Origin of the sequence: Parabacteroides acidifaciens (assembly GCF_003363715.1) — a bacterium.
Classification (GTDB): domain Bacteria; phylum Bacteroidota; class Bacteroidia; order Bacteroidales; family Tannerellaceae; genus Parabacteroides; species Parabacteroides acidifaciens.
In genome coordinates, this window is the sequence record NZ_QREV01000085.1 from 1 (window position 1) to 13,622 (window position 13,622).

Consider the following 13,622-nt stretch of genomic DNA (forward strand, 5'->3'; position numbering starts at 1 on the left):
AATTTCCTTGGGATATTTGGGACGCCGTCCGTTTTATTTTCAAATATTCGATTCTCCGGGAGTTAAGGTTTATCACTTTGACGGCATTTTCGGCTTTCGGCAATCAAATTGCACGTTTTTCGAAACGGACTGCGCACCTCGTTTTTCCGATTGTCAGAAAGGGGAGTTTAAACCGCAAAAAGAGTCAATCCAAAATCGATCAAGATTTCGGACGAAATAGAAAAACAGTCGAAACAGGGGGTTATTGTCTATTTTTTTATTTGCAGGAGACCCAAAACTTGATACATAAATCAATATACACCACTCCCGATAGACACAAATAATACGGAAAGAATCAGAGCGAAAAAGAATACATTCCGCGCAGTATGTCCCAATGTACGGTTCAAGGCTTTTCCTTCCAATATAAACAGCTCGCGGGTCGTATAGAAGCAGAGGGCGAACAGTATCCCGAATAGAAACAAAGCCCACCAGGGAGCATCCAACAAAAGCGGAAGGATAAGGATAAACGCCATACATTCATTCAATATATAGAACACCCGACCAAAACGACGGCCGAACAGTACGATTGTAGTACGCTTTCGAGCCGCCTTGTCTTGCTCATAATCTCTGTAGTTATTGACGACCAAAATATTGACTGACAAAAGTCCCAGAGCGACAGAAAGCAAAAAAGACAGTAATGAGAAACTCAACGTCTGTATGTAATAGGTGAAACAAACCGGGATAATCCCGTAAAACAAGAGCACGCAAACATCTCCCAACCCGTTATAAGCCAGTGGAAACGGCCCGGCAGAATAGGCCAGCACACAGACGGCAATCGCCACTCCCACCAACAACAACCGCCAGTCGGCAAAGAAAATCAGCATCAGACCAAACAGGCAAGCCAATCCTAACATAACAAACGTACCCGCCAACATCGCTTTCGGACTGATCCATCCCTGGGCAACTGCCCGTTCGGGCCCCAGACGGTCTTCCCTGTCGGCACCCTTTTTAAAATCAAAATAGTCATTCGCAAAGTTACTGGCGATCTGGGCAAAAAGCGCCACCAACAAACAAAGGATTGCCGGCAAAACATCAAACGACCCGTCATAATAAGCTAACGCACTTCCCAGCAAAACCGGACTCACCGAAGCCGGCAACGTCTTGGGACGGGCCGCTTCCACCCAAGCTCCGACTATAGATTTTTTATGTTCCATTTCTTTCTTCTGTATAATTCATGTGCAAAAATAAAAACAAAAAGGGCATAGATTTGCTTTTTACACAAGAATTCATATATCTTTGCAGCATGAAGAATTTTCTATTCATATTAACCTTGCTGTTCGGCATGTTGCTTTTTGTTCCTGAAGAGGAACAGAAAAGTTGCACTGCGTCCGACTTGTCGGCACAGAAAGAGGCTATTATGATGGAAAAGGGCGCTGCCGATATGCAACATAATCTGGAAATATTGACCTGCGACCTGAAAGGCAGCAACTGCCTGACGCCGCGCAGAACAGTCCAGACTGTCAGCAACACGATAAACATACGATTACTGAAGATTGAAGAAAAAACAATCCAGTACTTCCGTCTGAAAGAAATCAATCTTTTGCGGAAAGTATCTGAAGAGGTAACAATATGTCAAACCATTAACTTTTCGACTCTCCTTTGCCGTATGGGCTATCATGTGTATGGCCTGCGGAAAATCATTATTTGATTCCAAGTGAATAATTCGTCTTTTGTATGGAATACTTGTTCCATACCGCTTATCTATTGCATTCTCCGGAATGCGAACAAATTATTATTCACTTAAAAATCAAATTATTATGTCTACAAAAAAGAATAAATCCAGCATCTATATTTATATTATCATTACTATTATCGGTTGTGTACTCGCTTGCAGTTCCATCATCCCGAACGACTATTTAAAACTTGTAGTCGTAATGGGAGCTCTTGGCACAGGCCTGTATGGTATCATGAAGGGGCTCAGTACGCCTTCCACCACGGAAGAAACGGCTGTCGATGAGAAATAAAAACCGGATTATACAACCTCAAAAAGACATAGAAATGAAAATAAATAAAGACTTAGTGGATGCAATCATGATGTTGTCATTCATTATTTTGGTATTGGTCGGAACAACTGACTTCTCAAATATGTTAATTAAAGAGATAACAATGGGTGGTCTTGCCCTGCTGAGTATAGCGATGATTGTTTTGCGTATCATTGGTATGCGTCAGGAAGCCAGTAGTTCTCATGGAGAATACGAATATTAATTATATACGAATTCCTAACAACCCTAACTGAATGTCTATAATGCTTCCTGCTGCTTACTTCGGGGTGATCCCGAGGTTTTCCGAGGTACGTTTTTCTGCCTATAAAAACAACTTGCTGTTAACTTGGTCACGGCAAAGGTTCTTTGCCGGGCAGCAGGAAGCAAGACATTTTTATTGATTAACAAACAAATAAGGAAGAAAGGGCCATGATAACAAGTCTGACGTTATTGATTCTCTCGCTGGTTGCACTTTATATCGGAGCCGGCTGGCTGGTTCAGGGGAGTTCCGCTTTAGCTCTCAAAGCCAAAATTTCACCATTGGTGATCGGCCTGACAATTGTCGCATTCGGAACAAGTGCACCGGAACTGGTAGTAAGCTTGAATGCAGCACTTAAAGGCGAAGGAGAAATAGCGATTGGAAACATTCTCGGTTCCAACATCTTCAATATCGGAATCATATTAGGTATTTCGGCAACCATCTATCCGCTTCAAGCCAAAAAACAATTGCTCCGCATCGATATACCGGTTATGCTGATTGCAACGATACTGCTGACAATCTTTTTCTGGAATGGGGAATTGGGCAGGATGGAAGGCGGTTTCTTTCTGGCCGGCATTATTCTCTACACCATATTCAGCCTGTACTACTCCCGCAAACATGGTGAAGAGCCCAACCTGGAGTTGGAAGAGCAACCCAGGCATTGGGCGTTCGACACACTCGAAATTGTAGGCGGCTTAGTTGTTCTGATCTTTGCCTCCCACCTGTTAGTCGAAAACGCCACCTCCATCGCCAGAGAAGTCGGTCTGAGCGAGGCTGTTATCGGGCTTACAATCATTGCCGCCGGGACAAGCATGCCAGAACTGGCAACAACCATAGTAGCCGCCTCCAAAGGTAAAACAGACATTGCGATCGGCAATATTGTCGGTTCAAACCTGTTCAACATTCTGGCGATAGCCAGCTCTTGCTCACTGGTACAGCCTATCGTAGCAAAGAATGTGAACTACATCGACCTTCTTGTCATGTTGGCGATTTCCTTGCTCTTGTTGCCTCTGGTAAAAAGCGGGCAGAAAATTACAAGGACAGAAGGATTGGTTTTGGTTATCGTTTACGTCATCTATATGTTCTGGCTGTTCCGGGATGTGATATAAACTGGAAGAGCAAATCAATCGAACGTCCATTTAACGGCCAATGTCGGAATTGCATAGAATCCTTTACGGGCACCGAAGTTCTGACTCAGCTCGACCTCGCTTCCGACGCTTAGTTTAAACTTATCGTCAACACGTTTCAGCTTGTTCAGGTTCACCCAAAACTGGGGTTCCGAGAGAAAGATGAAGTTCCGGTGACTGCCGTCTTCATAAAATATCTGTTCACGCCAAAAGTCTGCAAAGCCGATAAAGGTGCACAAGCCGTTCTTGGCAAAATGGATATACCAAGTCCCTGTCAACTGGAAATTATTGGGTTGTCTGTGCTTCTGTATATATTTATACATAGCGGTAAGGGTGAAGCCTTTTGTGAACGATTTATTGTTCCATGTATAGGTAGGACCACCCAGATAGGCATTATTGTAAGAAAAACTGTTAGAAGCTCCTCCGTTATACTCGACATGTACGGAGAAAGGCGGTTGCCAGAAACGCAGTTCGCGGGAAATCTCCCAATATCCGGCGGCAACACCTTTGCTGGTATAATCCATATCGATAAAGAAATAGGTACTACCCCACTTATCCGCCTTGAACATTTCGACCGTAGAGGTCAGAACCGGCCGCCCGTGCAGGTCCTTATCATAAAGCGCACCGCCGAAATCATAATGTAACTGTACATTCTGCGCCTTCCCACAGAAAACAACCGCCAACAGAGCTGCCAGCATAAAGAGCTTTTTCATTTTATCCAGAATTGTTAGATTATATCCGTATCCTTCAATATTGTCTTTTACTTACCTCAGACTGCAAAGATTCAGGCTGTCGCCTACAATTCCATAGCATATGTATGAATATATAATCAGGATGGATAGTATATATGACCTTCGTGTTTTTTATTACCAATGAGCGGTACTCCAATGTCCCACAATTTTTTAAAAGATACTCCTCGAAGCCAAGATTGGGTTCTTCATATCCAATTATCTATTATATCATTCGCTTCTTCTTCAATTATACCTCTTCCCGCAATAGCATCAGCTTCAGTTATGGAAAGACGTTGCTTTACATCCTCCAATGTATAGGAACAAGGTATTCTTTCGCTAATGGAAAGCCATTTGCGAATTTCCAAACGAACTCTATCCAAGACGTCACGATTATCAATCCTTAGTATTTCGCGAATAAGTTCTGTTTTCCCGGCTTCTAATTCGAGTGCTGTCATATTGTATCCTCCTTTGTTTTTCGTTCACAAGACAAAGATACATTATTTTGAATAACAATCAATAAGAACAAGGATACTTCAATTATCAGACCTATCCATTTAAATAATAAAGCCGTGTCCAAAGCCCATTCATAGGCTTATAAAACACAGCTTTATTCTATTTATGTAGATTCATTTACCAAATAACCACCCGGTCAGCCGGCAACATATACATCGGATCGCCTTCCTTGATATCGAACGCAGTGTAGAATGCATCGATGTTGCGGAGGGCGGCATTGACGCGCCATTTGCCTAATGAGTGCGGATCGATCTTGGTCAGGCGCAGGATTTCTTCGGGACGTATGTTTTGTGCCCAAAGGTTGGCGTATCCCAGATAGAAACGCTGTTCATTGGTGAAACCGTCGATCGGCGCCGGCGTTTCTTTTCCTTTCAAAGAATTAAGATAAGCCAGATGGGAAACCATCAAGCCACCCTGATCGGCAATGTTCTCGCCCAATGTGTAACGGCCGTTGGCATGAACGCTGTCCACCACAATGATATCGCTATATTGCTGGGCCAGGCGATCGGCACGTTGTGTAAAGAGAGCCGCATCCTCGGCTGTCCACCAATCGCTCAGGTTGCCGTCTTTATCGTAGTTACGTCCCTGGTCGTCAAACCCGTGCGTCATCTCGTGACCGATTACGACACCGATCGCACCGTAGTTCACGGCATCGTCAGCTTCCGGATTGAAGAAAGGAGGTTGCAGGATGGCTGCCGGGAAACAGATTTCGTTTGTCGTCGGGTTATAATAAGCATTTACGGTCTGCGGGCTCATCCCCCAACGGGCTCTATCGACAGGTTTGTCTACATCCGCCAACATATAATTGTATTCGAAGATATTGGAGCGGCGTACATTCGCCCAGTAAGAATCGTTTTTGATTTCTAAATTGCTGTAGTCACGCCATTTGTCCGGATAACCGATCTTGACGATAAAGGCAGCCAATTTCTCCTGCGCCTTTGCCTTCGTCGCATCGCTCATCCATTCCAGTCCGGCGATCCGGTCACCTAAGGCTTTCTGCAGATCGCCCACCATCTTCAACATCTTTTCCTTTGAAGAAGCCGGGAAATATTTAGCGACATACATCTGGCCGACAGCTTCCGACAAAGCGCCGTTGACAGTAGACAGGGCACGTTTCCAACGCGGCTGCTGTTCCTGGCGTCCGGACATCGTCTTTCCGTAGAAATCGAAATCGGTTGCCACAAAAGCATCGCTCAGGTAGGGAGCGGCAGAGCTAAGCAGATTGAACGTCAGATAATACTTCTGCTCGTCCAGCGTCGTATTCTTCATCAGGGCTGCCAGGCCTTCGTAGAAAGGCAACTGTTTTGCATCCAGATATTTGATTTCCATCAGGCCCATGCTCTCAAAATAGACATCCCAGTTCAGCGGGTCATTCTTCGCCTTGAAGTCTTCTATGGATATTTTGTTGTAGTTCTTCTGGGAATCACGCAGGTCTTCACGGCTGAAGGAGATTTCGGCAATGCCTTTTTCGATCTTCATGATGGCATTGACTGCGGCATCGGCCTGTTCGGGAGAACTGCCGGTCAGAGTAAACAGGCGGGTGATATATTCTTTATAAGCCTCGCGCATCTTCTGGCTGCCTTCGTCTTCCAACAGGTAGTAATCGCGGTCGCCCATACCCAAGCCGGCCTGGTACAGCTGTACGATATTCATGGAACTGTTCTTTTCATCGGCATCCACAAACAGGGCGAAGAAAGGAGCCATTCCTTCTTTATGGAGAGTGGCAACCATTTTTGTCATCTCGTCTTTTGTGCCCAACCGGTTGATTTCGGCAAGTTGTTCCTTGATCGGCGCATACCCGTCTTCGTTCAACTTCACACTGTCCATCCCCATCGCAAACAGCATACCGATCTTCTGCCCTACGCTACCTTCCGGCTGCGGCTCGGCACTCAATCCCTCGATAAGGGTACGAATCTGTTCCTGATTGTTATCACGCAACTGGTCGAAAGTACCAAAGCGTGCATATTCCGGTTTCAGCGGATTGTTCTTCATCCAGCCGCCACAGGCATACTGGTAAAAATCGGTACCCGGAGCTACGGCCGTATCCAGGTTTGCCAGATTGATTGCGTCATTTTTAGCAGCCTCCTTCACAGGAGTTTTGCTGCATCCTACCATTGCAACCATTCCGGCTGCAACAAGAGGTATCGCCATTAACTTTTTCATTTTGTTCAACGTTTATACATTTATCTATGCTGCAAAGGTACACAAATTGAGCTAAATAGAACTATTTTTTCCTATTATGAACCATAAATCCACTTGCAGATAAGTGTATTTTATGTACTTTTATCCCCGGAAAATATTTATAAACTTAATTTATATCATGAAGTATCTACAAAACACTGCCATCTGCTTGATGGTCCTGTTGCTAATCGCGTTTTCGAGTTGTAACCGGAAGCCGGCGGGAGAACATTCTTTCGCCATCGGTAACAAAACATTCCTATTAGACGGAAAACCTTTTGTGATCAAGGCTGCGGAAATCCATTACACCCGTATTCCGGCCGAATACTGGGAGCACCGTATCCAACTCTGCAAAGCACTCGGCATGAATACGATCTGTATCTATGCATTCTGGAATATACATGAACAAAAGCCCGGCGAGTTCGATTTCAGCGGACAAAACGACATTGCCGCCTTCTGCCGTCTGGCGCAAAAGCATAATATGTATATCATGTTGCGCCCCGGCCCTTACGTTTGCTCGGAATGGGAAATGGGAGGACTACCCTGGTGGCTGCTGAAGAAAGAAGATATCAAACTGCGTACCAACGACCCGTACTTCCTGGAACGTACGAAGCTCTTTATGAACGAAATCGGCAAACAGCTTGCCGACCTGCAAATCACAAAGGGCGGTAATATTATAATGGTACAGGTGGAGAACGAATATGGCTCGTATGCAACGGATAAGGAATATATCGCCAATATCCGCGACATTGTAAAAGGCGCCGGATTTACGGATGTACCCCTCTTCCAGTGCGACTGGAGTTCCAACTTCCAGAACAATGCGCTCGACGACCTGGTCTGGACGATTAATTTCGGTACGGGAGCCAATATAGACGAACAGTTCAAAAAGCTGAAAGAGGTTCGCCCGAACACCCCGTTGATGTGCAGCGAGTTCTGGAGCGGCTGGTTCGACCATTGGGGACGCAAGCATGAGACGCGTGACGCCGAAACGATGGTTGCCGGAATCAAGGATATGCTCGACCGCAACATATCATTCTCCCTTTACATGACACACGGAGGTACGACTTTCGGTCATTGGGGTGGCGCCAACAGCCCGGCCTACTCGGCCATGTGCAGCTCTTACGATTACGACGCACCGATCAGTGAAGCCGGATGGACGACTCCGAAATATTTCAAACTGCGCGAACTGCTTGCCAATTATATGGATGAAGGAGAAACGCAGTCCGAAGTGCCGGCAGCACAACCCCTCATCGAAATACCCGAATTCGAGATGAGCGAAACAGCCCCCTTATTCGACAACCTGCCCGAACCGAAAACATCCGAAGAGATCAAACCGATGGAACAGTTCGACCAGGGTTGGGGCACGATCCTGTACCGGACCACCCTGCCTGCCGTGACATCGGGCACGACTCTGCTGATCACAGAAGTGCACGACTGGGCACAGGTCTATGCCAACGGCAAACTGTTAGGACGCCTGGACCGCCGCCGCGGCGAAAACTCCCTCAAACTGCCCGCATTAGCTGCCGGAACCCAGCTGGACATCCTGGTGGAAGCGATGGGACGCGTCAACTTCGACATCGCAATCCACGACCGTAAAGGTATTACCGAAAAAGTGGAACTGCTCAACGAAGGCTCGACACAGGAGTTGAAGAACTGGCAGGTGTATAACCTCCCTGTTGATTATTCGTTTGTACAAGACAAGAAATATGCTCCGGGGAAGAAAGTGGACGGACCGGCTTACTATCGTGCCACATTCAATCTGGATAAGGTAGGCGACGTCTTCCTCGATATGCAGACATGGGGAAAAGGCATGGTCTGGGTGAACGGAAAAGCCATGGGCCGTTTCTGGGAAATCGGACCGCAGCAGACGCTCTTCATGCCGGGCTGCTGGCTGAAGAAAGGCGAAAACGAGATCATCGTGCTCGACCTTTTAGGCCCGGAAAAAGCGACAATCACCGGTCTTAACAAACCGATCCTGGATATGCTCCGTGCAGAAACACCGATGACGCACCGCAAAGAGGGCGAGAACCTCGACCTCAAAAACGAGAAGCCGGTAGCTGCAGGCGCCCTGCAAGCCGGAAACGGATGGCAGGAAGTTAAATTCGACGCTCCGGTCAAAGCCCGTTTCTTCTGCCTCGAAGGTTTGAATGCACAGAATGGCAAAGACAATGCTGCCATCGCCGAGTTCTACCTGTTGGGCGAAAACGGCAAACCGCTTTCCCGCCAGCATTGGCAGATCGCCTATGCCGACAGCGAAGAGACACGAGGAGGCAATTTCACCGCCGATAAAATCTTCGACTTGCAGGAATCGACCTATTGGAGCACGGCTTACAGAGATAAATACCCGCACCAGTTCGTACTCGACCTCCGCGAAGATGTCGTTATCACCGGTTTCCGGTATTTGCCCCGTGCAGAAGAAGGATATCCGGGCATGATCAAGGAATACAAAGCGTATGCCAAGATGAGCCCGTTCAAATTCTGACCAATCATTAATGCCGTAAACAACATACATTATGAAATTGAAAACAGCTATCATCTGCGCAGCTTTCCTATCCGCCGGTTGGAGCCTTTCCCATGCAGCCCAACCGGAAAGCACGGATAGCGAAGTGGCCGTGATCGATCCGTCCCAACGCCACCAGCAGCTCGAAGGCTGGGGCAGCTCCCTTTGCTGGTGGGCTGCCCAGGTGGGCAACTGGGATGAGAAGAAGGTGGACGAAATCGTCGACCTGATCACCTCTCCCGACAAACTGAACATGAATATCTTCCGCTATAACATCGGAGGCGGCGATGATCCTGCACACGCAGACGGCCACATGGTCAAAGGGAAAGGGAAACGGGCTGAAATGGAGGGGTTCAAGGACTCTCCCACAGCTCCCTATAACTGGAATGCGGACAAAGGACAACGAACGATTCTCCTCAAGATCAAAGAGAAGCGTCCGGATGCCGTCTTCGAAGCATTTTCAAACTCCGCCCCCTACTGGATGACCTACAGCGGTTGTGCGGCGGGGAATGTAGACCCGTTGAAGGATAATCTGAAGCCAGAGTACTACGAGATGTTCTGCGACTACCTGCTGGATGTCTGCAAGCACTACAAGGCGGCTTATCAGATCGACTTTAAGACCTTGGAGCCTTTCAATGAGTCATACTCCAACTACTGGTATGCGGAAGGTAGCCAGGAAGGCTGTCACTTCGAACCCGCCACCCAGATACAGATCATCCGGATGCTATACCCGAAGTTGAAAGCATCTGGCCTCACTACTGTCCTGTCGGCATCCGACGAGACCAATCTCGACCAGTTCCTGACCGTACAGAAAGCCTATCAGGCAGCCGGCGACATCTGGGACAAGTTGGGACAACTCAACACGCATACCTATTCCGGCACAAACGCGGAACGGGAAGCCGTACGCGAACTTGTCCGCCAGGCAGGCAAACCCTTCTGGCAATCGGAAACCGGCCCCAGCGGAGGCAGGGATTTTGAAAGCAACCTGCTGCTTGCTCAAAAGATGTTCGACGACCTGCGGATCATGCGCCCGCAAGCCTGGCTGGACTGGCAGTTGATGGAAGAGAACAACGGCGAATGGTGTGTCATGCGCGGTAACTTCAAGACACAGGAATATAAACCGGTCAAGAACCTGTATGTCCGTATGCAGATCTCCCGCTTCATCAAACAGGGTTATACCTTTATCGAATCGGGGAACGAGCATACGTTAGCCGCCCTCTCCCCTTCGGGCAAAGAGGTGGTTGTAGCTGTTTTGAACACGACAGAGCGGGAACGTTCTTTCAATATCGACCTGAACAAGTTCTCCGGCAAGATCACGGCTGTAAGCAATTGGCGGACAAGCGAGACGGAAGATTGCCAGCCATTCCCGGCAGTCTCTTTCAAAGGAAAAAAGCAGACGTATGTAAGTCCGGCCAGGTCGTTGACGACATTCGTCCTGACAATTGACAATTGAGAATTGACAATTGACAATTCGGATAGACATTTTATGCGATAAATCATCAACTTATAAATTCATATATTTACATGAAAGCACTATTAGTAAGCCTGATGGCAGCCGCCGCGCTGCCTCTGCTTGCGCAGAAAGACGCGAGCATCCGCATCTACCCGCAACAAGGGACACAGCAGATCAGCAAACACATCTACGGGCAGTTTGCCGAACACCTCGGGACCTGTATCTACGGCGGATTGTGGGTAGGTCCCGAATCTGACATACCCAACACGCAAGGCTATCGCAACGACGTGTTGCAAGCCTTGAAAGACCTCCACATCCCCAACCTGCGCTGGCCGGGCGGCTGCTTTGCCGACGAATACCATTGGATGGACGGCATCGGACCGAAAGAGAACCGCCCGAAGATGGTCAACAACAACTGGGGCGGGACGATCGAAGACAACAGCTTCGGCACGCACGAGTTCCTGAACCTCTGCGAACTGTTAGGCTGCGAGCCTTATATCAGTGCAAACGTCGGTAACGGAACAGTTGAAGAGATGGCCAAGTGGGTGGAATATATGACTTCGGAAGGCGACAGCCCGATGGCACGCCTGCGCCGCCAAAACGGCCGCGACAAAGCCTGGAAAGTGAAGTTCATCGGTGTCGGCAACGAGAGCTGGGGATGTGGCGGAAGCATGCGCCCCGAATACTACTCTGACCTCTACCGCCGCTACTCCACTTATTGCCGCAACTACGACGGCAACCGGCTTTTCAAGATCGCCAGCGGTGCCAGCGACTACGATTATAACTGGACCGAAACGTTGATGAAGAACGTGGGCGGACGCATGGACGGAATCTCCCTCCACTATTACACGGTGACAGGATGGAACGGCAGCAAAGGCTCCGCAACCGAGTTCAACAAGGACGACTATTATTGGACAATGGGCAAATGCCTCGAAATCGAAGATGTCGTCAAGAAGCATATCCAGATCATGGACAAGTACGACCCGCAGAAAAAAATCGCCCTCATGGTTGACGAATGGGGCACCTGGTGGGACGAAGAGCCGGGGACGATCAACGGCCACCTGTACCAGCAGAACACCATGCGCGATGCTTTCGTGGCAGCCCTCACTCTGAACGTGTTCCATAAATATACGGACCGCGTCAAAATGACCAATATCGCCCAGATCGTCAACGTGCTTCAATCCATGATTCTGACGAACGGACCGAAGATGTTGCTCACGCCGACCTACTACGTCTTCCAGATGTATAATGTGCACCAGGACGCGACCTTCCTGCCGATGGACCTGATCTGCGACAAGGCGAAAGTGCGCGGAGACCGCGAAGTGCCGATGGTAAGCGCTTCAGCCTCCAAAGACAAGAACGGGGCGATCCATATCTCGTTGGCAAACGTGGATGTCGACAATGCGCAAAACATCACGCTCGACCTGCAGGGACAGAAGATCAGCCGTGTCAACGGACGCATCCTGACCTCCGCCTCCATCAACGACCACAACACCTTTGAAAAACCGGATGCTGTAAAACCGGCGACCTTCAACGGTGCCAAGATCGAAAAGGGGCAACTGAAGATCAACCTGCCTGCCAAATCAATTGTCGTGCTGGAAGTAAATTAATTCTCAATTGTCAATTGTCAATTGTCAATTAATTCCTACTTTTGTCCGGAGAAAACAAAAACACTATATATAAACTTAAAGATTATGAAACCTACATTATTCTTATTGGCTGCCGGAATGGGAAGCCGCTATGGAGGCTTGAAACAATTGGACGGACTGGGTCCTAACGGTGAAACAATCATGGATTACTCCATTTATGACGCCATTCACGCCGGTTTCGGTAAACTCGTATTCGTTATCCGCAAAGATTTCGAGCAAGACTTTCGCGATAAGATCATATCCAAGTATGAAGGCCATATCCCATGCGAACTGGTATTCCAGGCATTGGACAACCTGCCCGAAGGCTTTACCTGCCCGGCAGAACGGACGAAACCCTGGGGTACGAACCATGCTGTCATGATGGGTGCCGACGTGATCAAGGAACCGTTTGCCGTTATCAACTGCGACGACTTCTACGGCCGCGACTCTTTCCAGACAATGGGCAAGTTCCTCGCCGCACTGCCCGAAGGCTCTAAGAATGTATATTCGATGGTAGGCTTCCGCGTAGGGAACACGTTGAGCGAAAGCGGTACGGTTTCACGCGGTATCTGCAGCACAGACGCAAACAACCTGCTGACTTCGGTTGTAGAACGCACGAAGATCCAGCGTATCGACGGCGAAGTGAAATACATCGACGACAACGGCGAATGGACGGCAACTCCCGACACGACACCGGTCAGCATGAACTTCTGGGGCTTCACTCCCGATTACTTCGCCTACAGCAAGGAATTCTTCAAGACATTCCTGAGCGATCCGAAGAACATGGAGAACCTGAAAAGCGAGTTCTTCATCCCGTTGATGGTCGATAAGTTGATCAGCGACAAAACTGCCACAGTCGAAGTATTGGATACCGCCAGCAAATGGTTTGGCGTCACCTATCCGGAAGACCGCCAGGAAGTGGTCGACAAGATCCAGGCATTGGTCGATGCCGGAGAATATCCGAATAAGCTGTTCTAAGAATCAGATTCCGATATTTGCGCTGCAAAGCGCTACATATAACACCCCTCAGGTTTTAACTTGTGGGGTGTTTTTTTTATATAAAGTGCTTTTCGATGGATATAAATATGTCCTTTTGACACATCCTCCTACAAAGCCTGCTCTTTTGACTCAGATATTCTTAGTTTTGGACCTTCTGCAAATTGAAAAATATACATTAACCCCCTGTTTCGACTGTTTTTCTATTTCGTCCGA

Annotated in this window: 13 protein-coding genes; 9 read left to right on the top strand and 4 right to left on the bottom strand. The window is 48.1% G+C overall.

The annotated features are described in order from the left end of the window. Nucleotides 1–323, top strand: a 323-nt coding sequence (locus DWU89_RS20955) for a hypothetical protein (protein WP_208642495.1), incomplete at its 5' end; no start/stop codon positions are given. Here DWU89_RS20955 and DWU89_RS19600 read toward each other — a convergent pair. Continuing rightward, entirely contained in the window at nucleotides 291–1,193 is a 903-nt protein-coding gene (locus DWU89_RS19600) for a 1,4-dihydroxy-2-naphthoate polyprenyltransferase (protein ID WP_115501320.1), read from the bottom strand. The two genes, DWU89_RS20955 and DWU89_RS19600, sit on opposite strands and share 33 nt — an antisense overlap. Nucleotides 1,194–1,282: 89 nt before the next feature. On the opposite strand from DWU89_RS19600, the gene DWU89_RS19605 reads away from it, so the two are divergent. The 4 genes from DWU89_RS19605 (at nucleotide 1,283) to DWU89_RS19620 (ending at nucleotide 3,389) form a co-directional block, all read left to right on the top strand. Next, nucleotides 1,283–1,687 (top strand): hypothetical protein, encoded by a 405-nt coding sequence (locus DWU89_RS19605; protein WP_115501329.1) that lies wholly within the window; start codon nucleotides 1,283–1,285, stop codon nucleotides 1,685–1,687. Nucleotides 1,688–1,796: 109 nt separating this feature from the next. Then, on the top strand, nucleotides 1,797–2,003 hold the full coding sequence (locus DWU89_RS19610) for a hypothetical protein (protein ID WP_115501321.1): 207 nt from the start codon (nucleotides 1,797–1,799) through the stop codon (nucleotides 2,001–2,003). 34 nt (nucleotides 2,004–2,037) lie between these two features. Beyond that, nucleotides 2,038–2,244: a hypothetical protein gene (locus DWU89_RS19615; RefSeq protein ID WP_115501330.1), complete on the top strand. Its 207-nt coding sequence runs from the start codon at nucleotides 2,038–2,040 to the stop codon at nucleotides 2,242–2,244. 206 nt (nucleotides 2,245–2,450) lie between these two features. Continuing rightward, nucleotides 2,451–3,389 carry a calcium/sodium antiporter gene (locus DWU89_RS19620; RefSeq protein ID WP_115501322.1) on the top strand — a complete coding sequence of 313 codons (939 nt, stop codon included), beginning with the start codon at nucleotides 2,451–2,453 and terminating at the stop codon, nucleotides 3,387–3,389. 14 nt (nucleotides 3,390–3,403) lie between these two features. On the opposite strand, the gene DWU89_RS19625 is transcribed toward DWU89_RS19620, so the two are convergent. From DWU89_RS19625 to DWU89_RS19635, 3 genes are all read right to left on the bottom strand, one after another. Continuing rightward, the gene (locus DWU89_RS19625; RefSeq protein WP_115501323.1) at nucleotides 3,404–4,120 is read right to left on the bottom strand and encodes a nucleoside-specific channel-forming Tsx family protein; all 717 of its coding nucleotides are present in this window, start codon (nucleotides 4,118–4,120) and stop codon (nucleotides 3,404–3,406) included. Between the two features lie 224 nt (nucleotides 4,121–4,344). Continuing rightward, nucleotides 4,345–4,593 carry a hypothetical protein gene (locus DWU89_RS19630; RefSeq protein WP_115501324.1) on the bottom strand — a complete coding sequence of 83 codons (249 nt, stop codon included), beginning with the start codon at nucleotides 4,591–4,593 and terminating at the stop codon, nucleotides 4,345–4,347. A gap of 175 nt (nucleotides 4,594–4,768) precedes the next feature. Then, nucleotides 4,769–6,814 carry a M13 family metallopeptidase gene (locus tag DWU89_RS19635; RefSeq protein WP_115501325.1) on the bottom strand — a complete coding sequence of 682 codons (2,046 nt, stop codon included), beginning with the start codon at nucleotides 6,812–6,814 and terminating at the stop codon, nucleotides 4,769–4,771. 190 nt (nucleotides 6,815–7,004) lie between these two features. On the opposite strand from DWU89_RS19635, the gene DWU89_RS19640 reads away from it, so the two are divergent. From DWU89_RS19640 to DWU89_RS19655, 4 genes are all read left to right on the top strand, one after another. Next, nucleotides 7,005–9,311, top strand: coding sequence for a beta-galactosidase (locus DWU89_RS19640; RefSeq protein WP_244205959.1), 2,307 nt, complete (start codon nucleotides 7,005–7,007; stop codon nucleotides 9,309–9,311). Nucleotides 9,312–9,342: 31 nt separating this feature from the next. After that, nucleotides 9,343–10,782, top strand: a complete 1,440-nt coding sequence (locus tag DWU89_RS19645) for a glycoside hydrolase family 30 protein (protein WP_115501326.1) — start codon at nucleotides 9,343–9,345, stop codon at nucleotides 10,780–10,782. Between the two features lie 71 nt (nucleotides 10,783–10,853). Beyond that, nucleotides 10,854–12,392, top strand: coding sequence for an alpha-N-arabinofuranosidase (locus DWU89_RS19650; RefSeq protein ID WP_115501327.1), 1,539 nt, complete (start codon nucleotides 10,854–10,856; stop codon nucleotides 12,390–12,392). Nucleotides 12,393–12,476: 84 nt separating this feature from the next. After that, a complete protein-coding gene (locus tag DWU89_RS19655) occupies nucleotides 12,477–13,388 on the top strand; it encodes a nucleotidyltransferase family protein (protein WP_115501328.1) in 912 nt (303 codons plus the stop codon). Nucleotides 13,389–13,622: the final 234 nt, after the last annotated feature.